Genomic DNA, 25,632 nt, shown 5'->3' with positions numbered 1-25,632 from the left:
TCCCGGCCCGTCTCGTGAATCCCAGGGAGCGAGTCACACCAGGTTCTCGACGAACAGATCCGACTTCGGCATCGCCGGCCCGTCGAGCACCGCTCCCACTGCCGCTGCGTGCTCATGCGGGCTGAGCGCCTCCTGCTCGGCTGCTGCCACCAGGCTCTCCACCTGCTCCGGCGTTCGCGCACTGACGATGAGCGAACTCACCTGCGGGGGCGTCAGAGCGAACCGGATGGCCCAGCTCGTCCACGAGTCGGGTGCCGCAACCGCGGCCCTCAGTCGTGCGAGCGCCTCGTATCGGGTGTCCCACGCAGGCCCGCGCTTGAGATCGTCCTTGGCGAGGGACTCCCGGTCGATGCGGGCGTCGGTGAGTAGCCCCTGCAGGAGCGGCCGGATACCGAAGAACCCGGTCCGGCCGCGCTGCTCGGCCACCAGATCCAGCGCCTCCGGCTCAAGGGCGTTGAGGAAGTGCGCGGTACCGCCGTAGACGCCGGTCTCCAGTGCGGCACGGGCGTAGCCCATCGTGTGCGGGAATGTGATCGCACAGCCGACCTTGCCCTGCTGCTGCAGGTCGTCGATGACCGCTCCGAACTCCTCGGCGATGACGGGCAGTGCGGCGATCCGCCGCGAGTCCCCCGCAGTGGCGTAGGCGTCTTCCTTGGAGACGTATGGTCCGCGTTGCAGATGCTGCACGAACGAGATCCGCTCGGCACCGAGGTGCCGCAACGCGTCCTCGACCTCCCGGACCACGCGCGCCGAATCAAGGCGCTCCTCGGTGTAGTCCGGGGTCGTCACCTTGATCACGTGGTGCACCTCCTCACGTTCCCGACGGCGGCGCAGCACCTCGCCGAGGAGCCACCACGTCCCGTAGTCGCCGCTGGAGTGGATGCAGTTCACGCCGGCATCCAATGCGGCCTCCAACGCCGCGGCGCCGGCGCGATTCTCCCGCTCGATCTGATCGTGGGAGGGCACCTGACGGCGCGCCATATGAGCCGCGTCCCCGGTGGCGCGCATCGCGCCGTAGCTCAGGGTGGAGACCCTCAGGCCGGTCCGGCCGAACTCGCGGTACTTCATCGATTCTCCTTGCTGGTGGTCTGAAGGGGCACGACCCGGGTGCTCACTTGACGGCGCCGGACGTCAAACCGGCGACGATCGAGCGCTCGAAGCGCAGGTACAGGAGCACGATCGGGATGATCGTGAAGAGCGCGAACGCGGAGATGAGCGGCCAGTCGATGAGGCCGAGGCTCGATTCGAGCGAGAACAACTGGTAGGGCAGTGTCCGCATGGACGTGTCCTGCAGGAACGCCAGGGCGAACGGGAACTCGTTCCAGGATTCCACGAAGGAGACCACGGTCACGGTCAGCAATCCGGGGATGGACAGTGGCAGCACGATCGTCCAGACACGGCGCAGCAGCGACGACCCGTCGATCGAAGCCGCCTCCTCGATCTCCTTGGGGATGGCCCCGATGAAGCCGATCAGAGTCCAGGTGGCCAGCGGGATCGCGGATGCGGTGTACATGATGATGATGACCGTGTACGTATCGATCAGTCCGACCTTCGCGAACATCAGGTACAGCGGCACGATCAGCGCCACTCGCGGTACGAGTCGTGGCAGGAGCACGAACATCAGCAGCACGTGCCGCCACGCGAACGCATACCGGGCGAACGCATAGGCGGCGATGATGCTGATCGCCACGGCGATGATCGTCGAGACCGTCGTCACGTAGAGGCTGTTGAACGCGAACCGCCAGAACCCGTCGAGGGCGAACAGGTCACCCCAGGCGCGCAGGCTCAGTTGCCGTGGCCAGAACTCGCCGGCGAAGATCTCCGAGGTGGTCTTGGAGGTGGCCAGCACGGCCCACAGGAGCGGGAGTACGGTCCACAGCACGAGGGCGAGTCCAGCCAGCCAGAGGCTGTACTTCTTGAACATTGATCTACTCGATTCGTCGTGGATGCGGCTCAGGACTGCGCGGGCTCGTCGGTCGGGAGCAGCTTCAGGTACAACAGCGAGAAGAGCGCGTTGAACGCGAGGATGATGATCATCACGGCCGAGGATCCGGCGAGGTCGAGCTGGTCGAGCCCGAGCCCGTACATGTAGACCGCGAGGATCTCGGTGGCACGACCCGGCCCACCGCCGGTGAGCGCGAGGATGAGACCGAACGAGTTGAACGCCTGGAACGTCAACCAGATCAGGGAGGTGGCGATCTGCGGGCGGATCGAGGGCAACGTGATGTGCACGAACCGCTGTACGGCGTTGGCGCCATCGACCTCCGCGGCCTCGTACATCTCGGAGTTCACCGTCTGCAGGCCGGAGAGGATGAGCAGCACGGAGAACGGCGCCATCGCCCAGACCGTCGCGACGGTGACCACCAGCAGTGCGAGCGTGGGGCTCGCCAACCAGGAGATGGGCTCTTGCCCGACGCTCTGCGAGAGGAACTGGGTAAAGCCGCCCTCGGACTGGACGAAGAACCGCCAGATCATCGCCACGGCCACGGAGGAGATGAAGAACGGGATCAGGTTGAGTGCCCGGATCGCACGCGACCATTGCGGCAGGTGGTACAAGACCAGGCCGAACGCCAGCGACTGGATCATGCCGAGCACGATCACGCCGAAGACGAAGATCATGGTCCGGCCGAGCGAGTGCCGGAAGGTGGGATCGGCGAAGAGCGCCTGATAGTTGGCCAGGCCGACGAAGTTCTCGGTCGCGAGGCGGAACATGCTGACCTCGTGCAACGAGATCCACAGGCCGTAGCCGATCGGATAGGCGAGGAACACGCCGACGATCACGACCGCAGGCAGCACGGCGATGATCGGGCCGAGCACCGGTCCGAGACGGCGGCGTCGGCGGACTGGGACCGGTGGGAGCGTGGTGCCGCCCGTCGAGCTCGCGCCCGGGGAGGCAAGATGTGCCGTCATTGGCTCTCCTTCGTAGATGCCCCGGTTGGGTGCCGCGCGTCGGAGCGCTGCACCCAACCGGAGACGAGGGCAGCGATCACTCGGAGGCGATCGCGTCCATCTGCTCCTGTGCGTCACGGGCAATCGCCGCAGCGTCGGCGTCGGGGTTACCGATCGCCTCCTGCTTCATGTCGTGGATCACTTCGTAGATCTCGGCCGCGTTGGCGTGGGCGGGCAGCGGCTGCGCCGACGCCAGGTACTCGGTGAGCTCGGGCACCCACGGGGACTGCGCGAGGTACTCCTCGTTCTCCTGAACAGCGGCGTTGAGGGATGGCTGGTAGCGCATCGAGATGTCCAGGCCGTACTCCTCGCCGGCCAGGTAGCGCACGAGCAACGATGCCTCGTAGGGGTGCTCGGTGTTGCCTGCGATGAGGGCCGTCACCGCACGGAACGTCATGAGCCGATCGGCGCCGTCGCGTGTCAGGTGCGGCAGGACGCCCCACTCCTCACCGAAGGCCAGACTGTCCTCGATCGAGGGGTAGATGTTCTGCGAGATCATCGTCATCCCCTCGATCCCCTCGATGAAGGAGCCGCGGGTCTGGTCCGAGGTCCACGCCAGCGTGTCATTGCTGGCGAGGCCTTCGCGCATGAGGGTCTGGTAGTACTCGAGCAGGTAGATGCCCGCCTCGGAGTCGAACTGCGGCACCCCGTCCACCTGGGTCCCGCCCATCATGTAGAAGAGCGTGAGGAACTTGGCCGCCGGTGATGCGGCACGACCGCCGACGATGCCGAACGGTGTCATGTCCGGGTGCTCGTCCTGGATCGTGCGGGCAGCCTCGAGCAGTTCATCGTAGGTCTGCGGCTCGTCGATCCCGGCGTCGGCGAACCAGTCCGTGCGGTAGACCATCCAGGTCGGTGCACCGGTCATGCCGACGCCGTACGTGACGCCGTCAGCGGCAGTTCCGAACGCGATCCCGGTGGCTGCGTTCGCAAACCCCTCGGGATCCTCCTCCTCCCAGGTCTGGAGCAGGTCGGTCATGTCGTACAGGGCGCCCTCCTGGGCGAGCGGCGGCCACAGGTCAGTGGTCGGCATCAACACGTCCGGGGCATCGCCCGCGGCCGAGGAGAGCAGGAACGAGGAGACCTGCTCCTCGGCCGGGATCGTCACCGTTCGCACAGTGATGTTCTCGTGCTCGGCCTCGAATGCCTCGAAGGAGTCCGAAGGCAGGAACTCGTCCCGCTGCAACCACAGCACGAGCTCCACCTCCTCGTCCGCCGGGGCAGGATCGGCGCCGCTAGATCCGTCCGAACATGCAGCCAGGGTCAGGCCGAGCGCTGCGGCGAGCGCACCGGCAGTGGCGCGTGTGCGCCGTGGGGATGGGGTGAACATCATCGTTCCTTCCGTTGGGGCGGTTCAGGTGGGGTCACAGAGCACTGGTCATACCGCCGTCGACGAACACGTTCTGACCGGTGACGAAGGTGGAGGAGTCCGAGGCGAGGAAGAGGAGGGCCCCGATGAGTTCCTCCGGCTCACCCCAGCGGTCGGCCGGGGTGCGGCTGCGCAACCAGGCGTTGAAGTCGTTGTCGACGATCAGCGCAGCGTTCATCTCGGTGGCGAAATAGCCGGGCGAGAGGGTGTTGACCTGGATGTTCCATTGCGCCAGGTCCACGGCCATCCCCTGGGTAAGTCCGTGCAGGCCGGTCTTGGCTGCGGTGTAGGGGACGACGTTGTTCCGTGCTCGTTTGGTGGTGACCGAGCCGATGTTGATGATCTTCCCGCCACCGTTCGTGCGCATCCTTCGGCCCGCTGCTGCGGCGACGTAGTACGCACCCGAGAGGTTGACCCCGATCACGTCATCCCAGTCGGCTGTGGGCAGGTCGAGGATGTTGCCGCGTCGCTGCACCCCGGCGTTGTTCACCAGGATGTCGGGAGTGAATCCGGCTGCCTCCAGCTCCTCGATCCCGTGCTCGACCGCGGCGGCGTCAGCGACGTTGAAGCTGGTCGTCGTCCACTGCGACGGGTCACGAGAGGTGAGGGATGTGCGCACCAGCTCCAACGACTCCGGTGCCGAACCGTGCAGGATCACCCGGGCGCCGAGGTCGAGGAAGGCAGAGGCATAAGCCCAACCGAGCCCTCGGGAGGAACCGGTGATCAGGACTGTCTTGCCGGTGAAGTCGTGCTGATGCGTCACAGTGTGTGTGCCTTTCGTTCCGCGATGAATGAGGGGCCGGTCACCAGTCGGTGAGCGTGCCGTCGAGTCGGCGGGCGACCGGGAGGTAGGCGGGGTCGTAGGGGTACTTGCTCGCCAGACGCTCGTCGAGATCGACCCCGACGCCGGGTGCGTCGCCGGGATACAGGTGCCCGTCCCGATACGACCAGGCGTGCGGGAACACCTCATGGACGCGCTCGTCGTAGCCCATGTACTCCTGGATGGCGATGTTGTGCGCGGCCATGCCGAGGTGCACGCTTGCGCCGAAGGAGACTGGCGAGACGTCGGAGGGTCCGTGCGGGGCTCCGCGGACCTGGTAGACCTCCGCCAGGTGCAGGATCTTGCGCAGGTGGCTCACGCCTCCTGCGTGCACGACGGCGGCCCGGACGAAGTCGATCAACTGTCCGGTCACGAGGTGGTGCAGGTCGTAGACCGAGTTGAACACCTCTCCGATCGCCAGTGGCGTCGTCGTGTGCTCCCGGACGAGCCGCAGGGCGTCCTGGTTCTCTGCGGGTGTGACGTCCTCCAGCCAGTACAGGTCCACCGGTTCGAGCGCCTGACCGAGCCGGGCTGCCTGCTGCGGCGTGAGCCGGTGGTGGGCGTCGTGGAGCAGCTCAAGCTCGGGGCCCACGTGGTCGCGGACGGCGGCCAGCGCTGTCGGTGCATGCCGCAGGTAGGCCGCAGGGTCCCACTCTTCCTCGGCAGGGGCCACGCCACGCGTCGCCGGTTCGTACTGTTCCGCGTCCTTGTGGACGCCGTAGACGGTGGTCAACCCCGGGACGCCGAACTGCGCCCGTACGGCGCGGAAACCCTGCTCCCTGCGAGCTTCCACGGCCTCACACAACGCGGGCGTCTCCCAGGCGAAGGCGTGCGTGTAGGCCAGCAGGCGGTCGCGCACGGCCCCGCCGAGGAGCTTGTACAGGGGGGCGCCCAGCGTCTTGCCGTGGATGTCCCACAGGGCGACGTCGACGGCGCCGATCGCCGCCATGGTGATGGGCCCGCGCCGCCAGTAGGCGCCTCGGTAGAGGTACTGCCAGGTGTCCTCGATCCGGGAGGGGTCCCGGCCGATGAGCAGGGGTGCCACATGGTCGCGCAGGTAGGAGGCTACAGCCAGCTCGCGGCCGTTGACGGTGGCGTCGCCGTAGCCCACGATGCCGTCGGCAGTGGTCAGTTTCAGGGTGACGTAGTTGCGTCCCGGACTGGTGATGATGACGTCGGTGCTGACGATCCGGTCACTCATGAGTGCACCTGCGCAGGCCGGGTGGGGAGCCGGTCGTGCGCGGTCATCGTCGTCCCCCGGCCGTCCATCCGACCACTGGCGCGGTCGAGGCGCGGACGACGAGTTGTGTGGGTAGGTGCACGGTTTGAGCGGTGTCGTCCTCGGTTGCCTGCCCGGTGATCGCTCGGTGCAGGATGTCGATGCACAGCACACCTGCGCGGGAGACGGGCACCTGGATGCTGGTCAGGTTCGGTGTGGCGACCTGCGCGATCGAGGTGTCATCGATACCGATGACACTGAGGTCCTCCGGTACCGACAGCCCGAGTTGGGTGGCCCCTTGGACGAGGCCGACGGCCACGAGGTCGTTGTGACCGATGACGGCGGTCGCTCCGCTGGCCACGACGCCGGCGGCGGCCGCGTGGCCGCCTGCGATCGATTCGGATTGCCAGCCCAGCATCTCGAGTGTGATGTCGAGTTCGTCGCAGAGCTCCTGCATAGCGGCCACTCGTCGCTCGTTGGACCAGGAGTGCTTGCTTCCTTGGACGTAGGCGATGTGGTCGTGACCGAGGACCTTCAGGTACTCGATCGCTTGGCGGAGCCCGTGTTCGGTATCGGCGATGACGCTCGGAGCGGTGTCGGAGTCCCGGTTGAACAGGACCAGGGGTGCTGAGCCGCAGAGCTCCTCGATGTCGCGGGCGGGTAGCCGCGGTGCGTATGCGATGAAACCGTCGACCCGACCTTGCAGGTCGCCCAGCATCTCGCGCTCACGGTCGGGGCTGCCGTCGGCATCTGCCAGGACCAATGTCTGGCGATGGTGCCAGGCGTGTGCCTGGGCTGCCTTGACGAACTGCGCGCTGACCGGGTTCGCCAGATCGGGTACGACCATCGCGATCGTCGTGGACTGGACCGGACGACTCGTGGCCCGCTGCCGGCGCGGTGAGGATGCCACGTACCCGATCTCGGTCGCGGCGTTGATGATGCGGTCGAAGGCATCTCGTGAGATGCGGTCCGGCTCGCTGAACGCACGCGAGGCAGTCGAGAGGGACACTCCTGCGCGGTTGGCGACTTCGGTGAGCGTGGGGGCCACGGGTCCTCCTGGTCGACGATGACTGCAGCAATCTTGCGCAAGGTTGCACAAGCTTGTCAAGTCCTTGCGTCGAGGAGGGGCTCCGGCCGCGCCTCACGGCAGGACGAGTTCACCCCACTGTCGGGCATGCGGACGTGCTGGCATGGGGGGAGTCAGCGTGGCTGTTTGGCGTGACTGTGCGGCAGGGTGCCCGCGCGTCGCGGGTCAGGTGGGCGCGGAGGTGGTGGGGCTAGTAGCTCCCAGCGAGCCGGAGCCTCCTCAGGCGCCGTCCACCCGCACGATCACTTTCCCCGACTGCTGCGAGTCCGCGGCCATGGCGAATGCCTCGTGCACGTCGGCGAGCGGGAACTCGTGCGTGATCACGGCCGCGATCTGCGGGTTCTCGGTGAGCATCGCGATGGCCTGATCGATCTCGGTGTCATAGCGGAACACCCCGCGCAGGGCGATCTCCTTGGACACGATGGGCGCGAGATTCACAGCTCGGTCCTCGTTCGGCACGTTGCCCACCTGCACGAGCGTGCCACCGCGCCTGCATGCCAGCAGCAGTGCGTGCAGGGTCTGCGGGAGCCCAGCGCACTCCAAGACCACGTCGAAGGTGGACTCGGGCAACGCCGTCCGGGACACATCGACCACCTCGTGGGCTCCCAGCGCGCGGGCCCGCTCGAGCGGCCCCGAACGCACATCGGCGCACCACACCTCGGCCCCCTGAGCACGGGCTGCCGCCGCGGTGAGCAGCCCGATCGGCCCGGACCCCGACACCAGCACCCGGCCTCCCGCCGGCACAACCGAGAGCGCGTGCAGCGCGACCGCCAGCGGCTCGACCAGTGCCGCGGTACGCAACGACAGTCCCGCGGGCAGTGGCCGCACCTGGTCCGCCGCCACGATCAACCGTTCCGCCATCGCCCCCTGCGTATGAGGGGAGGTGGAGGCGCTGCCCAGGAACGTCCCTCCCGGCCAGGTGTGCCGCGGCCCCTCCGACGGCGGCCCCCACGTGGAGGGATGGACCGTCACCGGGGTGCCGGGGTCGAGTCGCCCAGCCGGGTCGGACTCGATGGTTCCGGACATCTCGTGCCCGGGGATCAGTGGATCGACGATGCGGAAGATCCCCGCCGCGCCGTCGGAGAAGTAGTGCAGGTCCGAGCCGCAGATCCCGACGTAGGCCGGCCGGATGGCAACCTGGCCCGCACCGGGCTCAGGCGCCGCCACGTCCTCGAGCCGCATGTCCTGTGTGCCGTGGATCCGTACCGCTCGCATGAGCCGATCGTAGTGGCCGGGCGCCTCGCCGATGGCGCACGCATCTGGATGCTGACGACCTCCACCTGTCACACCCGCCGCCGGAGCGGTGTCTCGTGTATGAACCCACGAGACGAAGGAGCACCTGATGACATCCACCACCCGAGTCGTCGTCATCGGCGCCGGCTACGCCGGCGTGCACGCCGCGAACCGGCTCACCCAGCGCGAGGACGTCGCCGTCACCCTGATCAACCCACGCCCGGCGTTCATCGAACGCATCCGGCTCCACCAGCTCGCCGCAGGGACCGGCGACGCCGAGGTCGACCTCCGGGACGTCCTCGCCCCCGCCGTGCGCCTCCGCACCGATTCCGCCACCACCATCAACGCACCTGATCGAACCCTCACCCTCGCCTCCGGTGAAACCGTGCCGTATGACTACCTGATCTACGCCGTCGGCAGCACCAGCGCCACACCCGAGGTGCCCGGCGCCGCCGAGTTCGCCCGTCCGATCGCCAGCCTGGACGAGGCACAACGGCTGCGTGCCGCACTGGAGGCCTCCGGGTCAACGGCACCCGTCGTCGTCGTGGGCGGCGGGCCCACCGGCATCGAGACCGCCACCGAACTCGCTGAGGCGGGCCGGGCAGTCACCCTGGTCTGCGGTCGTGAGCTCGGCCCCTCGCTGCACCGGAAGGGTCGCGCCCGCGTAGACCGCCAGCTGGCACGGCTGGGCGTCACCGTGATCAGTGGCACCCACGCCACCGTTCAGACCGTGGCGAGGGACGCCGTCGTGCTCTCCGACGGACGGAAACGTCCCAGCGCAGTGACCATCTGGACCGCTGGATTCGCGGTGCCCGCCCTCGCCCGCCGCAGCAACCTGAGTACCGACGACCTCGGCCGGTTGCTCACCGATGAGACCCTCACCAGCATCGACGACCCGCGCATCATCGCCGCCGGTGATGCGGCCGCCCCCTCCGGCGTGCCCTATCGGATGAGCTGCCAGGCTGCGTTGCCGCTCGGCGCGCACGCTGCCGACACCGTGCTGCGCCGTCTCGCCGGCGCCGAGCCCGGGGAGTTCTCCTTGCGGTTCGTCGGCCTGTGCCTCAGTCTCGGCCGTAGTGCCGGGATCGTCCAGCTCGCGCGCGCCGGAGACGGGGCCATCGCACTGCACATCGGAGGGCGCGCCGGTGCCAGGCTCAAGGAGTACGTGTGCCGCGCCACCATCGACCAGCTCCGCAAGGAAGCGGCCACCCCGGGCTCGCGCCGGTGGGTCGGTGACGGGAGCCGGGCCGCCCAGCTCGCAGCCGCCCCTGGCGCACCGAGCGGTCCACGGAGGACGATCGACCGATGAGCACCGATCTGGCCACGGCTGCTTTCGTCGCCCACCGCAACCTGCTGTTCACCGTCGCCTACGAGATGCTCGGTTCGGCGGCCGACGCCGAGGACGTGCTCCAGGAGGCATGGTTGCGATGGGCGCGGGTGGACCTGGCGCAGGTACGGGACCAGCGCGCCTACCTGGTGCGGATCGTCACCCGCCAATCGCTGAACCGGCTGCGCACGCTCGCCCGGCGCAAGGAGTCCTACGTCGGTGCGTGGCTGCCCGAGCCCCTGCTCACCACCCCGGACGTCGCCGAGAACGCCGAGCTCGCGGAGAGCGTGTCGATGGCCCTGATGCTGGTACTGGAGACCCTCTCCCCAACCGAGCGCGCCGTCTTCGTGCTCCGGGAGGTCTTCGACATCGGATACGACGAGATCGCTTCCGCCGTCGAGAAGACACCCGCAGCCGTTCGCCAGATCGCCCACCGGGCACGCCAGCACGTCGAAGCCCGTCGCCCGCGCGCCACAGTGTCAGCCCGCGAGGCCAGGGCGGCGCTGGAGTCCTTCCAGGCCGCGGTCATGGCCGGTGATCCGCAGCGGCTGCTCGACGTGCTCGCCCCGGACGTGGTGTACATGGCCGACGGCGGTGGCGTGAAGAAGGCCGCACTGCGCCCGATCATCGGCGCCGAGAAGGTGGCGCGCTTGCTGATCGGAGGGATCGCCACATCGATGGCCGGAGTCGCGGTGCGTCCCGTGTTTGTCAACGGTGGCCCGGCGCTCGCGATCGACGTGGATGGCGCATTCGACGGGGTCATCGCCTTCACGGTCGAGAATGCCCGGATCGCCGGGATGTACTACGTGCGCAATCCCGCCAAACTCTCCGGTGTGGAGGCGGAGGTGGCGCTGGCCGTGCGGTGAATGCGTGGCGAGGAGGAATGCTGCCTGCACTCCCTGGCCCTCTCCCCTTGCCCTTTCCAAGGTATATCCCATGGGGGGCCTTGCGGCAAGGCCCCCGTAGTGGCGCACAATCGTCGCTCCACCCTGGCCCCCGCCTATCCCGGAGCCGCACGATGCCGCAGTCATCCGCCACCGATCGCCACGCTCACATCGCCTCGACCCCGTTCGCCCTCCCGGACCACCTGGCCACCAAGACCGACCCTGCCCTGATCCGCGAGGACGAGACCCGCCTCGCCGAGGTGGCTGACGCCGTCGAGAGCCAGCTCGTCGATCTCACCGACCGGCTCGCCGCCACCAAGAAGAACCCCGGCCGATCCGGGCAGGAAGCCGTGGAACGAGACGTGGAGATCCGCCGGCTCACCACCCGGATCCGGACGCTGCGCCGCTTCGGTCTCGACCTGGTGCTGGGCCGGATGGTGGCAGCCGATGGCGAGACCACCTACGTGGGCCGGCTCGGCCTGACCGACCACACCGGCCGCCGGTTGCTGGTGGACTGGCGTTCCCCGGCCGCCGAACCGTTCTTCGGTGCCACACACGGCGACCCGATGGGCCTGACCAGCCGCCGCCGGTACCGGTGGAGCGGGGGCCGGATCGTCGACTACTGGGACGAGGTCTTCGAGACCGGCGTGGAGCAGAGCGCCGCCATGGACGACCAGTCCGCGTTCATCGCCAGCCTCGGCGCCTCCCGCTCGGACCGCATGCGTGACGTCCTCGGCACCATCGCAGCCGATCAGGACGCCATCATCCGCTCCCCGGGTTCGGGTGCGCTGATCGTCGACGGCGGACCGGGGACCGGCAAGACGGTCGTCGCCCTGCACCGGGCCGCCTATCTCACCTATTCCGACCCGCAGCTCGGCGAAGGGCGCGGTGGCGTGCTCGTGGTCGGACCGCACCGCCCCTATCTGCACTACGTCTCCGATGTGCTGCCCAGCCTGGGTGAGGACGGGGTGGCCACCTGCACCCTGGCCGACATGCAACCGGAGGGCGCGTCCGCGCCGGCCGAGACCGATCCCGAGGTGGCCCGGCTGAAGGCGTCGGCGCAGATGGTGCGCGGCATCCGCACTGGCATCCGGTTCTACGAGGAGCCGCCCACCGAGGACACGTGGGTCACCCTGCCCTGGGCGAAGCTCGTGCTCACACCGGACGACTGGGCCGAGGCCTTCCGCGCCGTGGACCCGAGCGTGCCGCACAACGAGGCACTCACCGACATCTGGGATGCGCTCGTGGAGATCGTCGCCGACAAGCTCACCGATGACGAAGCAGCAGCCCCCGAGGTGATCCGCCGCAACCTCACCCGCAGCAGTGCCCTGACCGGTGCCCTGGGCCGGGCATGGCCGACACTCGAGGCCACGGACGTCGTCGGGGATCTATGGACGGTCCCGGCGTTCCTGAAACTGTGTGCCCCCTGGCTCTCCCGCGAGGAGATCCGACTGCTGCAGCGTCAGGATCCCCACGCCTGGACCACCGCCGACCTCCCGCTGCTTGATGCCGCCCGCCGCCTGCTGGGGGACGCGGGACTGGTGCGCCGGGAGCGGGAGCGAAAAGACGCCGTCGCCAAGGAACGTGCCGCCATCGGGGAGGTGATCGACCACCTGATGGAGCATGACGATTCCGAGCTCGGGGTGATGACGATGCTCCGGCACGAGGATCTGCAGGAGGCGCTGGTGGACGACTCGGCGCTCCCGCGGGAGCGGCGGGACCGGCTGGCCGGGCCGTTCGCGCACGTGGTGGTGGATGAGGCGCAGGAACTCACCGACGCCGAGTGGCAGGTAATCCTGGCCCGGTGCCCCTCGGCGAGCCTGACGATCGTCGGCGATCGGGCGCAGGCGAGGCGCGGATTCTCCGAATCGTGGGCGCAGCGGTTGGAGCGGGTCGGGATCGCCCGCATCCGCCTGGCGAGCTTGTCGACCAACTACCGCACGCCGTCGGAGGTGATGGCCGAGGCGGAACCGGTGATCCGCGCTGCTCTCCCCGACGCGAACGTGCCCACCTCCATCCGCTCCAGCGGCGTTCCGGTGCGGCGCGGGACCGTCTCCGAGCTGGAGGCGATCCTGGAGGAGTGGCTGGCCGAGCACTCCGGCACGGCGTGCGTGATCGGGCACGCGGAGTTCCCCGGCACCGACCGTGTGCAGTCGCTGACGCCGCAGCTCGCCAAGGGGCTGGAGTTCGACCTGGTCGTGCTGGTGCGCCCGGAGGAGTTCGGGGACGGCATCACCGGCGCGGTGGACCGGTACGTCGCGATGACCCGGTCGACGCGGGAGCTGGTGGTGCTGACCTGAGGGACGACATCGACGGACATACTGCCAACCAGGCCCGTGAGAGCACGGCGTGGCAGTATTCCCGTCAGTTTTGTCCGGGATCGTCCTCCAGCGTCAGCCGGTACATGTCGCCCCGGTACAAGGACGTCGTGTGCTCGACGATCACGCCGTCACTCGCCCGCCCCCAGGTGCGGGTGCGCAGGCACGGTGTGGTGGTGTCGATTCCCAGGTTCTCAGCACTGCCAGGGTCCGCGTGCGTCGCGGCCACCTCGAACCGGGCTCTGCTGATCACGGTCTTGTACTTCGTTCGCAGGAGGGAGTACAGCGACGCCTCCAGGTCGTGCCCGAGCAGCCCGGGGAAGCGCGCGGCGGCGAGCCGCGCATGCTCCAGGCAGAGCGGGACGTCGTCGCCGTAGCGCACCCGCCGGATGTGCAGGACCGCATCACCGGGCTCCAGCCCGAGCTGCCGGCATTCATCCTCGGTGGCGGGTTCGATCGCGGCTGAGAGCAGCCGGCTGCTCGGCACCCGGCCCGAGGCGCGCATCGTCTCGCTGAAGGACGTCGACGTCAGCGGCTTGGTGACCGTCGGCTCGCGCACGAACGTTCCGCGGCCGGGGATCCCCTCGATGCGCCCGCTCTCGATGAGGATCTGCAACGCGCGCCGCACGGTCATCGCTGACACCTCGTAGCGGGAGGCGAGCTCCTGCTCGCTGGGGATGCGCTCGCCGGGTTCCTTGGAGTCCACGAGGGCTGAGAGATCGCGCGCGATCGCCGCGTACTTCGTCACCACCGTCCACCGGCCGGCATGTCGTCGTCGCTGGCCTGCCAGACCGCTCGCGCCGCGCCGAGCAGCGGTGCGGCACCTCCGAGCGAGGACAGCCGCAGCGGGATCTCGCGCAACGGCGCGACCAACTCGTGGTGCACGCTCTGGCGCACGGTGGTCAGCCAGGTCTGCGATGCCCTGACGATGCCTCCTCCGAGGATCACGACCTCCGGATCGAGCACGGTCACACTGCCGGCGATCGCCTCACCGAGCGCGGTGGCGGCATCGCGGACGACGCCGACGGCGCCGGGCTCCCCGGCATCCGCTTGGGCGAGGACTGCGGGCGTCTGGGCGTCCCCGCCGTGGAGCGCCCGGTACCGGGAGGCGATGGCCGGGCCGCTGGCGATCGCTTCGAGATGCCCGGTGCGACCACACGGACAGGGCATGCCAGCAGCCAAACGGGAGGGCATGTGTCCCATCTCGCCGGCTGCATGATGGGCGCCGCCACGCGAGCGGCCCTCCAGCACGATCGCTGACCCCACACCGGTACCCACCGCCACCATCAACGCGCACGTCGCGCCCCGGCCTGCCCCGACCCAGGCCTCACCCGCGCCGTGGGCGGCCACGTCGTGTTGCACCCTCACCCTGGTCTCGAAGATGGCGCCCAGGCGCTTCCCGACGGCGGTGCCTGGCCAGCCAGGAAAGGTGCTGTTGGCAGCCACGATCGTTCCAGTTCGAGTGTCGACCATGCCCGCGGTTGCGACTGCGATGCCCTGGAGGGGCGGGGCGGAGCCATCGCGGTCGCAGGCCCCGTCGAGAACGGTGCGGATCAGCTCCGTGACTGACGCGATGACCGCCTCAGGTCCCGCCGCTGCTGGGGTGGGCACATGCTGGATCGGGCCCACCTGAGCGTCACACGTGACGGTGGCAGCCGCCGTCTTCGTCCCGCCGATGTCGACGGCGACGACGAGCGGGGGAGTCATCGATCACCCACCTCCTTCACGCTAGGGTGATCAGATTACCCTAGGGTAATGGTGCCGGTTCCCGATCCCTGGAGGTTCCCGATGACCACGCCTGGCTCGACCGCAGAATCCGCGGGCAGCGCGCGGCTCCTTGAGGGCATGCGTGGGGGCCTGATCGTCTCGTGCCAGGCCTATCCCGGCGAACCGATGCGGGACCCCCGCACGACAACGCAGGTCGCCCTGTCCGTGGTGCGCGGCGGTGCCGTAGCGGTCAGGATCGAGAGTCCCGACGACGTCCGGTCCGTCGCCGCGCAGGTCGAGGTGCCGATCGTGGGCCTGTGGAAGGTCGGCGCCGAGGGTGTCTACATCACCCCGACCCTCGACCATGCGCTGGCGATCGTGGACGCGGGTGCGAGCATCGTGGCGATCGACGGCACCCGGCGCGTGCGCCCCGACGGCCTGACGCTCGCTCAAACCATCGCCGAACTGCACGAGCGGACAACGGCCATGGTGATGGCCGACTGCGGCACGCTGGCCGATGCCGAGACCGCGGCCGAGGCAGGTGCCGACGTGGTGAGCACCACACTCTCCGGCTACACCAGCGAGTGCCGAGCCGGGACGGGGCCCGACCTGGACCTGGTACGCCAGATGGTCGCTGCGGTCGATGTCCCGGTGGTCGCCGAGGGGCGGATCCGGACGCCGTCGGAGGCGGCTCAGGCGCTCCATGCCGGGGCGCATGCCGTGTGCGTCGGGACGGCGATCACGCATCCGGCGTCGATCACGAGGTGGTTCCACGAGGCGCTCCACACCGGGGGTGCCGCGTCGGTTGCTCGAGGTCCGGCCGACTCGTCAGCGCGCTGATTGTTACAGCGCCGTGACCGTATGGATGTGCATAGCCCCGAAGGTACGTGCAAAAGTGGAGTATCGCCGCGGGCCGTGAGGGTACCCGATCGTGTGCTTGCGGCACCGTCACGACGCGCATACATCCGCGTGGTGAACGTCCATGGAATCTGACCCGGGAGCATCGTGCCGGCCATTGAGGCAACAGGTCTGACCAAGATCTTCGGCCGCCGTCCACAGCGCGGCGTGAAGATGCTGCGCGAGGGCGCTACCCGCGAGCAGCTCATGAAAGAAGGGCTGACCGCTGCGGTCATCGACGCCACGTTCGACGTGCAGCCCGGCGAGATCTTCGTCGTCATGGGACTGTCCGGTTCGGGAAAGTCCACACTGATCCGCAACGTCAATGGGCTCCTGGAGCCCACCGCGGGCACCCTGCTCGTGGACGGCGACGACGTCACGCACCTGCCGCCGGCGGGCCTGCGTGCGCTGCGCCGGAACAAGGTCAGCATGGTGTTCCAGCACTTCGCGCTGCTGCCGCACCGCACCGTGGGTGAGAACGCCGCCTATGCGCTCGAGCTCAAGGGCGTCTCCAAGGCCGACCGTGAGAAGGCAGCCGAGGAGGCCCTCGGCATGGTCGGTCTCGACGGGTGGGGCGGACACCTCCCGTCGGAACTGTCGGGCGGGATGCGCCAGCGCGTGGGGCTGGCCCGGGCGCTCGCGGCCGGGACCGAGATCATGCTCATGGACGAGGCCTTCAGTGCACTCGACCCGCTGATCCGCAAGGAGATGCAGGACCAGCTGCTCGAGCTCCAGGCCGACCTCGGCAAGACGATCCTGTTCATCACTCACGACCTGAACGAGGCGATGCGCCTCGGTGACCGGATCGCGATGATGCGCGACGGAAAGATCGTCCAGATCGGCACTGCCGAGCAGATCCTGAACGAGCCCGCCACCGACTATGTGTCCCAGTTCGTCGCCGACGTCGACCGCACGCGCGTGCTCACGGCCGGCGCGGTGATGGAGCGCCCGGTGGCCGTGATCGGCAGTGAGTCCGGACCCCGCGCCGCGCGCAAGCTCATGAGCGAGCACCAGACCAGCTCGCTCCTGGTGGTCGGACGTGACCGCAAGGTCGTCGGCGTGGTCTGGGAGGACGACGTGGCCGAGGCGATCCGCCAGGGCAGCGACAACCTGCCGCGCCCCTCCCGGGCAGTGGCGCAGGTGAGCCCGGAGACCCCGCTGGCAGAGCTGTTCGGTGACGCGGCCGAGAACCGGAGCCCGCTCGCCGTCGTGAACGAGAAGGGTGCGCTGGTCGGCGTCATCCCCAGGGTGACCCTGCTGAGTGCGCTCGCCGTGCCGAACGGTAGCGAGAACGGGACCAGCACCGATTCCGAGGCCGACGCCACAGCCGGAGGTGCCCGATGAGCTTCATCCCCCACATTCCGCTGGGTGCAGGCGCCGAGGCTGCGGTCGATTGGATCAAGGCCAATCTGCCGGTGGTCCTGGATGCCATCAGTGACTCGTTCAACTTCCTCGCTGGTGAACTCACCGACTTGCTGATGCTGCTGCCCGCGCTCGTGCTTGCGGCGCTCTTCGCCGTGCTTGGGGCGTGGGTACGGTCGTGGAAGTTCGCCATCTTCGTGCTGCTGGGAATGACCCTGATCATCAGCATGGAGGTCTGGGAACCGGCGATGCAGACATTGTCGATGGTGCTTGTGGCGACGTTGGTCGCGGTCATCATCTCCATCCCGGTCGGGATTCTCGCCGCGAAGAACGCGACCGTCAGTGCGATCGTCCGGCCGGTCCTGGACTTCATGCAGACGATGCCTGCCCTGGTCTACCTGGTGCCCGTCGTCATCTTCTTCAGCATCGGCTTCGCACCAGGTGTCGTCGCGACCATCATCTTCTCGCTGCCGCCCGGCGTGCGGCTCACCGAACTCGGCATCCGGCAGGTCGATTCCGAGACGGTGGAGGCCGGAGAAGCGTTCGGCGGGACCTCCGGTCAGATCCTGCGTGGCATCCAACTGCCCCTGGGGCTGCCGACCATCATGGCCGGCATCAACCAGGTGATCATGCTCGGCCTGTCGATGGCCGTCATGGCCGGATTCGTCGGCGCGCCCGGCCTCGGGAAGATCGTGACGGGTGCCTTGGCTACCGTCGATGTCGCGGTCGGATTCGAGGCCGGTCTTGGCATCGTGATCCTGGCCATCTTCCTCGACCGCCTGACCGGCGCCATCGGCCAGCCAACTCCTGGTTCGATCGGTGCGGCATGGCGGCGTCGCCAGTCCGCCAAGGCTGAACTCGCGGCGGCGAAGTCGCGTCGACCGGCTCCCGGTGCCGGTGTCGGGGTCTGAGCCCGCTACTACCTACTACGAAACCCACAGTCGTCGATACAAGGAGAACACATGCGAATCGCACATACCCGCCGCGGCCGCGCCTCGGCCGTCGTGATGGCTGCCGCCATCGGTCTGACCCTCGCCGCTTGCGGAGACGGCTCAGGTGAGGCCGAAGAGACCACCGGTGACGACACCGCCGGAGAGGAGACCGGGGGAGACGAGGCCGGTGACATGGGCACGATCACCCTGGGCTACATCCCCTCCTGGACCGACGGTCTGAGCACCGCTTACCTGCTCGAGAACAAGCTCGAGGAGGCCGGTTACACGGTCGAGCACGAAGAGCTCACCGAGGCCGGCATCCTCTACACCGCCCTCGCCGGCGGCGATGTCGACATCTACCCCTCCGCGTGGCCCGAGGTCACGCACGCGCAGTACATGGAGGAGTACGGCGAGAGCATCGAGGACCTGGGCACCTACTACGGCAACGCCAAGCTCACCTGGGCGGTGCCGGAGTACAGCGAAATCACCTCGATCGCCGACCTGCCCGACTACGCCGATGAGCTCGACAACCGCATCGTCGGCATCGAGCCCGGTGCTGGTCTGACCGCCGCCAGCCAGGACAGTGTCATCCCCACCTACGGCCTGGACGAGGCGGGCTTCGAGCTCGCCACCTCCTCCACCACCGCCATGCTCGCCGAGCTGGAGAGCGCGATCGGTGCCGAGGAAGAGATCGTCGTGACGCTGTGGCGTCCGTTCTGGGCCAACGCCACGTACAACGTGCGCGACCTGGAGGACCCGGAGGGTGCGCTCGGTGAGTCCGAGGGCCTGCACTTCCTCGCGACGGACGGCTTCTCGGACGAGTTCCCCGAGGTTGCCGAGTTCATCGGTGGCATCTCCCTCGATGACACCCAGTACGGTGCCCTCGAAAGCTCCGTCGTCAACGACAACCCGGACGACCCGGCCGCCGGCGTGACCGCGTGGCTGGACGAGAACGCGGACGTGGTTGGCTCCGTCGGCGAGTGATCGCCTGAGCTAGTTCACACCGACGGGGCCGGTCGACCACTATGGTCGGCCGGCCCCGTTGCTGTGTCCACCCTGTCGATGGGGTATCGCCGCTGCTACCGCTGCAGCGAATCCGTCGTCAGGTCCATCCGGAGGAACTCGGTGATGCGCAGGAACCGCGGTGGGCGGGAGGCGGCAGGTAGCGCGGCGAACGCCTCGTCCTCGCCGACCAGCCGTGGGGCACCGAGTTCCAGCTCCTTGCCGCCGACTCGCAGACGTGCCGTACCGGACGCGCGCACGTTGCGCACCCAGTCAGCGCCCGACCCGTACACCAGGATGAACAGGTAGCCGCCGTCCACTTCGAATGCGTCGAGGGGCGTGCGGTAGGTCGATCCGGAGCTGCGCCCCGTGTGGACCAGGACCGGCCACTTTCCGCCCTCGATGGCGCGCGGGTTGAAGACGCGCTTGTTGATGTGTCCCCACCACTGTGGCATCGGCATGAGCAACGTTCCTCGCATCTGGCGCCGCGACGGGCGCATCGTGTTCGGCTGGGCAGCATGCCCACCCCGTATCCTTACACGGTAAGGTGGATCGTGCCAGCGCTGGCGGGTGCTGAGCGAGGAATCGCGGCCGCCGCTGGAATCCTCGCGGCGCTCGCGGGGTGCGTCGTCAAACTTCGTCCGGGGCGAACATTCGTGTTTGCTACCGTTTTCGCATGTCCGTCTCCCAGCTCTCGGCGAGCGCGCAGAACTATCTGAAGGCGATCTGGGCCTTGCAGGAGTGGTCTGACGAGCCGACCACTCCGTCGAGCATCGCCGCGCGGGCGGGGGTGAAGCTGTCCACGGTCTCGGACGCCGTCCGCAAGCTCACCGAGCAGGGCCTGCTGGAGCACGCGCCGTACGGTGCGATCACCCTCACCGACGCCGGCCGCACCCACGCGCTGGCGATGGTGCGTCGCCACCGGCTCATCGAGTCCTTCCTGGTGCAGGTACTCGGCTACACCTGGGACCAGGTGCACGATGAGGCAGAGACCCTGGAGCACGCCGTCTCGGACTTCATGGTCGAGCGCATCGACGACCACCTCGGGCACCCGACCCGGGATCCCCATGGCGACCCCATTCCCACGGCGGACGGTCAGATCGACCTGCCGGACGCCGTCGTGCTCTCGACGGTCCCGCCCGGAAGCCGGGTACGGGTGGAGCGCATCTCCGACGACGACCCGGCCCTGCTGCAGCACTTCGCCGAACAGGGCCTCGGGGTGGGGGCAGAGCTGGAGGTCCGAGCCGGCGCCCCCTACTCGGAGGCGATGGAGGTCGTCCTTCCCGACGGCGTAGCTCGGTTCCCGCTCGGACGCTCGGCGACCGACGCCGTATGGGTCACACCCGTCCACTGAAACCGACCGCTCGATCGCCGGGGGTGAAGTTGACGTCGATTATCGGCCCATAACCGACGTCAAGTTCACCCCCGGTGAGGGTGGAGGCCGTGAGGGTGGGGGAGCTGGGATGAGGGACCGGCCACCGTTGGGCGTTGCCTGTGCCTGCGGCGCTCGCGCACCTTCACGATCGCCAGCGCCACGGCGAACAGCAGCCCATAGAACACGGCCATGCCCGCGCTGGTGGCGGCATCGAGCACGTAGGCGAGCCCGAATCCGGCCGCCGCGCCACCGGCGGCGATCACCACGGCGAGCAGCAGCGTGGCCGGCAGCCGACGGGAGAGCAGGTGCGCTGTGGCCGCCGGCACCACCACGAGTGCCAGTACGAGGATCGCCCCGGAGGCATGGAACGCGGCCGTGACTGTGACCGACACCAGGAACATGAAGGCGGTCTGAACCGCACCGGTGCGGATGCCGATCGAGGAGGCGAACCCCGGGTCGAAGGTCGTGACGGTCAGGTGCCGGTACATGATGGCGATGAAGGCGATGTTCCCGGCCAGCACCGCGAGCATCACGTACAGATACGTCGGCCCGAACGAGACGCCGCCGACGATCCACTGCTCGAAGGCAGCCAGGTTGAGGTCGCCCACCAGCACCGCGTGGGTGTCCAGGTGGACGTTACCGAAGTTCAGAGTCACGGCGATCACCCCGGCCGCGAACAGGGCGGGGAAGATCAAGCCCTGCGGTGAGTCGCCGGTCAGCAATCCCGTGCGCCCGAGCCACTCGGCACCGAGCACCACCACCAGGCCGGCCAGGGCCGCCCCGAGGATCAGCAGCGGGGAGCCGAGATCGCGGGTGAGGGCGTAGCCGATCACGATCCCCGGCAGCACCGCGTGCCCGATCGCATCGACCAGCATCGAGCTGCGGCGCAGCACCACGAACACACCGGGGAGTGCGCAGGCCATCGCCGTCACGATCGCCAGCAGCAGCACCCCGACCGCGAAACTCATGACTGCCCGACCCCGTCCGAACGAGTGCCCGGCACGGACCCGCCCGCGCCTGCGCTCGCCACGGACCCACCTGAAGTCGCGCCGGTCTCGGCGAGCAACTCCCGCCGCAGCGCGGCGCGCGCCCGCGCCCGCGCCAACCCGCGCATGATGACGCTGCGTCGCGGTGAGGCCGCGATCGAGACGGCGAAGATGCCGAACAAGGTCAGCACGATGGCAGGTCCGGTCGGAACTCCGAGCACGATCGACAGATAGGCACCGGTGCCGCTTCCGACTGCGCCGATCGCCGCCGAGAGGGCTACCATCGACCGCAGCGTGGAGGTCCACTGTCTCGCCGCGGCCGGGGGAGTGATGACGAACGCCACCATCAGCACCAGCCCGACGGCCTTCACCCCGATCACCGTGGCGATCACGATCGTGATGAACATCAGCGCGTCCACAGCCGACGCCCGGAAGCCGAGCGCCGAGGTGTGAGCGGGGTCGAAGGTGCGCAGCGCGAATTCCTTCCAGAACACCCCCATCACCAACAGCGCCAGCCCGCCGACGACCGCACTGGTGACCAGGTCTGCCACCGTGATGACCGAGGCGTTGCCGAAGAGGTAGTCGGCGATGCCGCCCTTGCCCGGGTAGTCGCCGTTGGAGATCACCCGCAGCAGCAGCATCCCGGCGCCGAAGAAGACCGTCAGGGAGATCGCCATCGCGGTGTCGATCCTGATCTTGGTCGCCTGCGTGAGCCCGTTGGCCGCCAGGACCGCGAGCGTACCCACGACGACGGCACCGAGGATGAGTCCGAGCATCGAGCGGCCGTCGGTGCCGAGCACGACGACTGCCGTCAGGAAGGCGATCAACGTCCCGGGGAGGGCGGCGTGCGAGATCACGTCGCTGATCAGGGACTGCTTGCGCAGGTAGGCGAAGCTCCCGAGCGCACCGGCCACCAGTCCGATGACGACGGTGCCGGCGAACACGATCCGGTAGGTGTGATCGGCGAAGAACTCCAGTGGACTCATGTCAGCAGGTCCGCCAGGGCGTCGGTGTCCGTCACGTCGTAGGTGGTGCGCACGTTCTCGCGGGTGAACGCCTCGCCCACCGGCCCGGCGGCCACGAGCCGTTCATTCAGCAGCGCCACGTGATCGCAGTAGTCGCGCACGGTCGCCAGATCGTGATGCACCAACACCACCGTGCGACCCTGGCTGCGCATGGCGTGCAGCACCGCCACGATCGCCTGCTGGCTACGGGCATCCACACCCTGGAACGGCTCGTCCATGAGCAGCAGGTCCGGATGCTGCGCGAGTGCCCGGGCGAGGAAGGTGCGCTGCCGCTGTCCACCGGAGAGCTCGCCGATCTGGCGCTCGGCCAGGTCCGCGATTCCCACGTGCTCGAGCGCCCTCAGGGTCGCCTCGTGTTCCGTCCGGCCCGGGCGCCGTAGCCAGCCGAGGCGCCCGTAGGTGCCCATCCCGACGACGCCGCTGACCGTCGCGGGGAAGTCCCAGTCCACGCTGGCCGACTGAGGCATGTACGCCACCCGCTGGCGCACCTGCGACAACGGACGGCCGAAGAACTCGGAGGTCCCGGTGAGGGGACGGACCAGCCCGAGCATGGCCTTGAGGAGCGTGGACTTGCCGGCGCCATTGGGCCCGACGATTCCCAGCACCACCCCCTCGGGCACGTCGAGGTCGACGTTCCGCAGGACGGGGGTGCTGCGATAGGCCACGCTCAGGGAGCGGGTACGGGCCGCCGTCGGGGTGCTCATCGGTCTGCCTCCCTGGCCCCGAGCGCATCGGCGATCGCACGGGCGTTGTGGGTGAAAACCTCGAGGTAGGTGTCGACATCTGGCTCCGCGCCGAGGGAGTCGGCATAGAGCTCCGCATCGGAGATCTCCACCTCCCAGCCGAGGGAGCGGACGGCCTCGGTCAGGCTGGTGATCGCCTGGGGGTTGGCCTGGTTGTCCTGGAAGATCACCGGCACCTCGTTGTCGGCGATGAGGCGCGCCAGCTCGCTGAGTTCGGAGGCGCTCAGCTGGGCGGTGGTGGAGATGAAGTCGGTGGCCCGCACGTCCAGGTCGTAGACGTGGCCGAAGTAGGCGAAGGCGTCGTGGCCGGTGATGACGATGCGCGGCTCGGGAACCGTGGCGAGCAGGTTGTCGACCTCGCCGGCGGCGGCCTCGATCTGCTCGATGTAGGCGGCCGCGTTCTGCTCGTACTGAGCGGCGTTCGCCGGGTCGGTCTCGGCGAACTTGTCGGCGACTTCCGCCACCACGAGAACCCAGGCATCGGGACTGTTCCAGACGTGCGGGTCGTGCAGAGGGTTGCCGTCGGCATCGGTATCGGGCCAGGAGAGGAGGAGATCCGCGGGAAGCTGGTCTCCGACGGCGAGCTGCCGATCACCGAGGCTGCTCAACTGGTCGATCATCTGCGCCTCCAGGTGCAGGCCGTTCCAGAGCACCACGTCAGCGGACTGGATGGTCTGGATGTCGCGAGTGGAGGGCTGGTAGGTGTGCGGATCTCCGCCTGGGCCGACCATCGTGGTCACCTCGGCCTCGGGAGCGATGTTCGTGACGGCGTCCGCCAGGTAGCCGGTGGTGGCATAGACGGTCAAGGCGTCCGTGTCGTTGTCGCCGGACCCCGCAGCGCCGGAGGTGCCGCCGCAGCCGGTGAGCAGGAGGGCAGCCATGACCGCGGCGATCCTCGGTGCCACGCTCGTGGCGCCGCGCGCGCGTCTACCTCCCGGGTGGACACCTGTGGTCGTCAGCACTGTCTTCGCCACGCTCCTCGGTACTGGGAACTCAAAAGTTCGTCGTACCGAAGTTATAACCTGGCAGCGGCTGTGTGGCAAGTGGGCGGATGGGTGGCGACCGCCGGCACCGGACGTTCACCCGATGCGGAACTCGCCGATCTGGGTCTCGCCGTCCACCTCGTACACCGGCACCAACGCAGTCTGCCCGGCGGTGCGCTCGGTGTACTCGACCGCCTCCTCGGGCGAGGCGGGTTCCGGGCCGAACGCGAGGCGAAGGTCCTCGGCATGGATATAGCCGACCTCGCCGTTGGTGGCGATCACGGCGATGAGCTCCGGCTCACCGTAGACCTCGTTCGGAGTCCCGTAGGTCTGGCTGTTCTCGTTGACCGCGAATGGCTCAACGACGACCTCCTGATACCAGACGGAGATCTGCCACGATATGTCCGCAGGCGCGTCGACGGTGAGCACGCCGTCGTCACCGATCAGCATGTCCCTCCCGTCCCACAGCGGCAACGGACCGGACGAGCGTTCGCCCGCCGAGCACGTCACCGACGCCCTATCCGGGAAGCCCACAGTTCCCGGGTCCAGGCATGTCAGGTCGAACCAGATCTGGTCCGTCTCCTCGGGCGCCGGTCCGAGTGCGAGCTGGCCAGGACCGGTGTGCACCTCGGTGACCGGCGGTGTCACATCGATCTCGTTCACCCCTGCACGTAGCTGATGCACGGCGTAGGCGGCTGTCGGGACCCCTGCGGCCAAGGTGAGCCCGGCACCCAGGGCAAGCCATCGCCGTCGGGGAGCTGTGGTTGCCCGGCGGACCAGCTCTGCCCGGAGGCTCTGCGCGAACTCGTGATCCATCGACGCGTTCATGATTCCTCCTCGATGCTCGCCTGGACGGCGTGGGCGACGACCCGCACCCGTGCGCGGGCGCGGTGAAGCCTGCTGCGGGCGGCCGTGTCGCTCAGGCCCAGCAGGTCAGCCGCCTCGGTGACCGGATAGCCCTCGAGCACGACGAGGCAGAGCAGATGCAGATCGGGCGCAGAGAGGGATCGCAGGCCTTCCAGCAGGTCTTCGCGCATGCCCTCCTCGGGCGGTGCTACTGCAGGTGAGCGGGGCAGCCGGTCCAGCAGTGCTCGATACCGCCGGGTCGCGCGCCGCTGGTTGCGCGCCACGTTCGAGGCCGTCACGAGCAGCCATGGCAGAACCGATCCGTTCACCACCCGCACCCGGCGGCGCAGCCGCCACAGTTCGAGGAAGGCCGCAGCGGTCACGTCCTCCGCGTCCGGTTGGGTGTCGACAAGACGCCACACGTGCCGGTACACGCGGTCGTGGTGGCGGTCGAAGACCACGCCGAATGCCTCGCCGTCCCCGCGCAGCGCACGACGCCAGGCTTCCGACTCCTCCATACCCTGTAGTGTCCGGCGGCGCGCAGAACGTGGCACCGCCGGACAAGAAG

25 protein-coding genes are annotated in these 25,632 nt (G+C 68.6%); 8 read left to right on the top strand and 17 right to left on the bottom strand.

The genetic code is table 11. From position 1 onward, the window contains the following. Positions 1 to 33 precede the first annotated feature (33 nt). The 8 genes from FV560_RS01945 to FV560_RS01910 all read right to left on the bottom strand — a co-directional run bounded on the left by FV560_RS01945 (position 34) and on the right by FV560_RS01910 (position 8,659). Positions 34 to 1,068 (bottom strand): aldo/keto reductase, encoded by a 1,035-nt coding sequence (locus FV560_RS01945; RefSeq protein WP_159618734.1) that lies wholly within the window; start codon positions 1,066 to 1,068, stop codon positions 34 to 36. 43 nt (positions 1,069 to 1,111) lie between these two features. Continuing rightward, positions 1,112 to 1,924, bottom strand: a complete 813-nt coding sequence (locus tag FV560_RS01940; protein WP_159618732.1) for a carbohydrate ABC transporter permease — start codon at positions 1,922 to 1,924, stop codon at positions 1,112 to 1,114. A 29-nt stretch (positions 1,925 to 1,953) separates the two neighbouring features. Further along, positions 1,954 to 2,910: a carbohydrate ABC transporter permease gene (locus FV560_RS01935; protein WP_159618730.1), complete on the bottom strand. Its 957-nt coding sequence runs from the start codon at positions 2,908 to 2,910 to the stop codon at positions 1,954 to 1,956. Positions 2,911 to 2,986: 76 nt separating this feature from the next. Then, entirely contained in the window at positions 2,987 to 4,279 is a 1,293-nt protein-coding gene (locus FV560_RS01930; RefSeq protein ID WP_159618728.1) for an ABC transporter substrate-binding protein, read from the bottom strand. A 34-nt stretch (positions 4,280 to 4,313) separates the two neighbouring features. Next, positions 4,314 to 5,081, bottom strand: coding sequence for an SDR family oxidoreductase (locus tag FV560_RS01925; protein WP_159618726.1), 768 nt, complete (start codon positions 5,079 to 5,081; stop codon positions 4,314 to 4,316). A gap of 40 nt (positions 5,082 to 5,121) precedes the next feature. Then, entirely contained in the window at positions 5,122 to 6,339 is a 1,218-nt protein-coding gene (manD, locus tag FV560_RS01920; protein ID WP_159618724.1) for a D-mannonate dehydratase ManD, read from the bottom strand. A gap of 43 nt (positions 6,340 to 6,382) precedes the next feature. Beyond that, positions 6,383 to 7,405: a LacI family DNA-binding transcriptional regulator gene (locus FV560_RS01915; protein ID WP_159618722.1), complete on the bottom strand. Its 1,023-nt coding sequence runs from the start codon at positions 7,403 to 7,405 to the stop codon at positions 6,383 to 6,385. Between the two features lie 258 nt (positions 7,406 to 7,663). Then, entirely contained in the window at positions 7,664 to 8,659 is a 996-nt protein-coding gene (locus FV560_RS01910; protein WP_159618720.1) for a zinc-binding dehydrogenase, read from the bottom strand. 127 nt (positions 8,660 to 8,786) lie between these two features. Between FV560_RS01910 and FV560_RS01905 the strand changes: the two genes are divergently transcribed. The 3 genes from FV560_RS01905 to helR all read left to right on the top strand — a co-directional run bounded on the left by FV560_RS01905 (position 8,787) and on the right by helR (position 13,188). Continuing rightward, entirely contained in the window at positions 8,787 to 9,986 is a 1,200-nt protein-coding gene (locus FV560_RS01905) for an NAD(P)/FAD-dependent oxidoreductase (protein WP_159618718.1), read from the top strand. Beyond that, positions 9,983 to 10,870: an RNA polymerase sigma-70 factor gene (locus tag FV560_RS01900; RefSeq protein WP_159618716.1), complete on the top strand. Its 888-nt coding sequence runs from the start codon at positions 9,983 to 9,985 to the stop codon at positions 10,868 to 10,870. Before FV560_RS01905 ends, FV560_RS01900 begins: the two co-directional genes overlap by 4 nt. A gap of 152 nt (positions 10,871 to 11,022) precedes the next feature. Beyond that, positions 11,023 to 13,188 carry an RNA polymerase recycling motor ATPase HelR gene (gene helR, locus FV560_RS01895; protein ID WP_159618714.1) on the top strand — a complete coding sequence of 722 codons (2,166 nt, stop codon included), beginning with the start codon at positions 11,023 to 11,025 and terminating at the stop codon, positions 13,186 to 13,188. 64 nt (positions 13,189 to 13,252) lie between these two features. Here the strand turns inward: helR and FV560_RS01890 are convergent, their stop codons facing one another. Together FV560_RS01890 and FV560_RS01885 are read right to left on the bottom strand one after the other, a co-directional pair. Continuing rightward, the gene (locus tag FV560_RS01890; RefSeq protein WP_159618712.1) at positions 13,253 to 13,954 is read right to left on the bottom strand and encodes a GntR family transcriptional regulator; all 702 of its coding nucleotides are present in this window, start codon (positions 13,952 to 13,954) and stop codon (positions 13,253 to 13,255) included. Continuing rightward, the gene (locus FV560_RS01885) at positions 13,951 to 14,913 is read right to left on the bottom strand and encodes an ROK family protein (protein ID WP_159618710.1); all 963 of its coding nucleotides are present in this window, start codon (positions 14,911 to 14,913) and stop codon (positions 13,951 to 13,953) included. Before FV560_RS01885 ends, FV560_RS01890 begins: the two co-directional genes overlap by 4 nt. A gap of 81 nt (positions 14,914 to 14,994) precedes the next feature. Here FV560_RS01885 and FV560_RS01880 point away from each other — a divergent pair, with 81 nt between their 5' ends. From FV560_RS01880 to FV560_RS01865, 4 genes are all read left to right on the top strand, one after another. Next, on the top strand, positions 14,995 to 15,753 hold the full coding sequence (locus FV560_RS01880) for an N-acetylmannosamine-6-phosphate 2-epimerase (RefSeq protein WP_159618708.1): 759 nt from the start codon (positions 14,995 to 14,997) through the stop codon (positions 15,751 to 15,753). A gap of 165 nt (positions 15,754 to 15,918) precedes the next feature. Beyond that, entirely contained in the window at positions 15,919 to 17,154 is a 1,236-nt protein-coding gene (locus tag FV560_RS01875) for a quaternary amine ABC transporter ATP-binding protein (protein WP_159618706.1), read from the top strand. Beyond that, complete coding sequence (locus tag FV560_RS01870) at positions 17,151 to 18,083, top strand: ABC transporter permease (protein WP_159618704.1); 933 nt, start codon at positions 17,151 to 17,153, stop codon at positions 18,081 to 18,083. The genes FV560_RS01875 and FV560_RS01870 overlap by 4 nt, the downstream gene beginning before the upstream one ends. Positions 18,084 to 18,134: 51 nt before the next feature. Further along, complete coding sequence (locus FV560_RS01865) at positions 18,135 to 19,088, top strand: glycine betaine ABC transporter substrate-binding protein (protein WP_159618702.1); 954 nt, start codon at positions 18,135 to 18,137, stop codon at positions 19,086 to 19,088. A 95-nt stretch (positions 19,089 to 19,183) separates the two neighbouring features. Here the strand turns inward: FV560_RS01865 and FV560_RS01860 are convergent, their stop codons facing one another. Then, positions 19,184 to 19,567, bottom strand: coding sequence for a nitroreductase family deazaflavin-dependent oxidoreductase (locus FV560_RS01860; protein WP_159618700.1), 384 nt, complete (start codon positions 19,565 to 19,567; stop codon positions 19,184 to 19,186). 215 nt (positions 19,568 to 19,782) lie between these two features. Here FV560_RS01860 and FV560_RS01855 point away from each other — a divergent pair, with 215 nt between their 5' ends. Further along, positions 19,783 to 20,460, top strand: coding sequence for a metal-dependent transcriptional regulator (locus tag FV560_RS01855; protein ID WP_159618698.1), 678 nt, complete (start codon positions 19,783 to 19,785; stop codon positions 20,458 to 20,460). A 65-nt stretch (positions 20,461 to 20,525) separates the two neighbouring features. Here FV560_RS01855 and FV560_RS01850 read toward each other — a convergent pair whose 3' ends face one another. The 6 genes from FV560_RS01850 to FV560_RS01825 form a co-directional block, all read right to left on the bottom strand. Further along, positions 20,526 to 21,449: a metal ABC transporter permease gene (locus tag FV560_RS01850; RefSeq protein WP_159618695.1), complete on the bottom strand. Its 924-nt coding sequence runs from the start codon at positions 21,447 to 21,449 to the stop codon at positions 20,526 to 20,528. Continuing rightward, on the bottom strand, positions 21,446 to 22,453 hold the full coding sequence (locus FV560_RS01845) for a metal ABC transporter permease (RefSeq protein ID WP_159618693.1): 1,008 nt from the start codon (positions 22,451 to 22,453) through the stop codon (positions 21,446 to 21,448). Before FV560_RS01845 ends, FV560_RS01850 begins: the two co-directional genes overlap by 4 nt. Further along, positions 22,450 to 23,196, bottom strand: coding sequence for a metal ABC transporter ATP-binding protein (locus tag FV560_RS01840; protein ID WP_159618691.1), 747 nt, complete (start codon positions 23,194 to 23,196; stop codon positions 22,450 to 22,452). Before FV560_RS01840 ends, FV560_RS01845 begins: the two co-directional genes overlap by 4 nt. Next, positions 23,193 to 24,116 (bottom strand): metal ABC transporter substrate-binding protein, encoded by a 924-nt coding sequence (locus FV560_RS01835; protein ID WP_159618689.1) that lies wholly within the window; start codon positions 24,114 to 24,116, stop codon positions 23,193 to 23,195. Before FV560_RS01835 ends, FV560_RS01840 begins: the two co-directional genes overlap by 4 nt. A gap of 198 nt (positions 24,117 to 24,314) precedes the next feature. Further along, complete coding sequence (locus tag FV560_RS01830; RefSeq protein WP_159618687.1) at positions 24,315 to 25,046, bottom strand: hypothetical protein; 732 nt, start codon at positions 25,044 to 25,046, stop codon at positions 24,315 to 24,317. Beyond that, positions 25,043 to 25,582, bottom strand: a complete 540-nt coding sequence (locus FV560_RS01825) for an RNA polymerase sigma factor (protein ID WP_159618685.1) — start codon at positions 25,580 to 25,582, stop codon at positions 25,043 to 25,045. Before FV560_RS01825 ends, FV560_RS01830 begins: the two co-directional genes overlap by 4 nt. Positions 25,583 to 25,632 lie beyond the last annotated feature (50 nt).

The sequence above is a fragment of the Ruania rhizosphaerae genome, assembly GCF_009805705.1.
Classification (GTDB): domain Bacteria; phylum Actinomycetota; class Actinomycetes; order Actinomycetales; family Beutenbergiaceae; genus Ruania; species Ruania rhizosphaerae.
Note: the sequence above shows the minus strand (reverse complement) of the source record. Positions and strands in the feature narration are given on the sequence as shown.

Bases quoted from the DNA above. Each gene is read 5' to 3' on its own strand.
- FV560_RS01845 (WP_159618693.1), bottom strand. From the start codon at position 22,453: ATGAGTCCACTGGAGTTCTTCGCCGATCACACCTACCGGATCGTGTTC.
- FV560_RS01835 (WP_159618689.1), bottom strand. From the start codon at position 24,116: ATGGCTGCCCTCCTGCTCACCGGCTGCGGCGGCACCTCCGGCGCTGCG.
- FV560_RS01830 (WP_159618687.1), bottom strand. From the start codon at position 25,046: ATGAACGCGTCGATGGATCACGAGTTCGCGCAGAGCCTCCGGGCAGAG.
- FV560_RS01840 (WP_159618691.1), bottom strand. From the start codon at position 23,196: ATGAGCACCCCGACGGCGGCCCGTACCCGCTCCCTGAGCGTGGCCTAT.
- helR (WP_159618714.1), top strand. From the start codon at position 11,023: ATGCCGCAGTCATCCGCCACCGATCGCCACGCTCACATCGCCTCGACC.
- FV560_RS01940 (WP_159618732.1), bottom strand. From the start codon at position 1,924: ATGTTCAAGAAGTACAGCCTCTGGCTGGCTGGACTCGCCCTCGTGCTG.
- FV560_RS01855 (WP_159618698.1), top strand. From the start codon at position 19,783: ATGTCCGTCTCCCAGCTCTCGGCGAGCGCGCAGAACTATCTGAAGGCG.
- FV560_RS01910 (WP_159618720.1), bottom strand. From the start codon at position 8,659: ATGCGAGCGGTACGGATCCACGGCACACAGGACATGCGGCTCGAGGAC.
- FV560_RS01905 (WP_159618718.1), top strand. From the start codon at position 8,787: ATGACATCCACCACCCGAGTCGTCGTCATCGGCGCCGGCTACGCCGGC.
- FV560_RS01870 (WP_159618704.1), top strand. From the start codon at position 17,151: ATGAGCTTCATCCCCCACATTCCGCTGGGTGCAGGCGCCGAGGCTGCG.
- FV560_RS01945 (WP_159618734.1), bottom strand. From the start codon at position 1,068: ATGAAGTACCGCGAGTTCGGCCGGACCGGCCTGAGGGTCTCCACCCTG.
- FV560_RS01900 (WP_159618716.1), top strand. From the start codon at position 9,983: ATGAGCACCGATCTGGCCACGGCTGCTTTCGTCGCCCACCGCAACCTG.
- FV560_RS01930 (WP_159618728.1), bottom strand. From the start codon at position 4,279: ATGTTCACCCCATCCCCACGGCGCACACGCGCCACTGCCGGTGCGCTC.
- FV560_RS01850 (WP_159618695.1), bottom strand. From the start codon at position 21,449: ATGAGTTTCGCGGTCGGGGTGCTGCTGCTGGCGATCGTGACGGCGATG.
- FV560_RS01885 (WP_159618710.1), bottom strand. From the start codon at position 14,913: ATGACTCCCCCGCTCGTCGTCGCCGTCGACATCGGCGGGACGAAGACG.
- FV560_RS01860 (WP_159618700.1), bottom strand. From the start codon at position 19,567: ATGCCGATGCCACAGTGGTGGGGACACATCAACAAGCGCGTCTTCAAC.
- FV560_RS01935 (WP_159618730.1), bottom strand. From the start codon at position 2,910: ATGACGGCACATCTTGCCTCCCCGGGCGCGAGCTCGACGGGCGGCACC.
- FV560_RS01880 (WP_159618708.1), top strand. From the start codon at position 14,995: ATGACCACGCCTGGCTCGACCGCAGAATCCGCGGGCAGCGCGCGGCTC.
- FV560_RS01865 (WP_159618702.1), top strand. From the start codon at position 18,135: ATGCGAATCGCACATACCCGCCGCGGCCGCGCCTCGGCCGTCGTGATG.
- manD (WP_159618724.1), bottom strand. From the start codon at position 6,339: ATGAGTGACCGGATCGTCAGCACCGACGTCATCATCACCAGTCCGGGA.
- FV560_RS01825 (WP_159618685.1), bottom strand. From the start codon at position 25,582: ATGGAGGAGTCGGAAGCCTGGCGTCGTGCGCTGCGCGGGGACGGCGAG.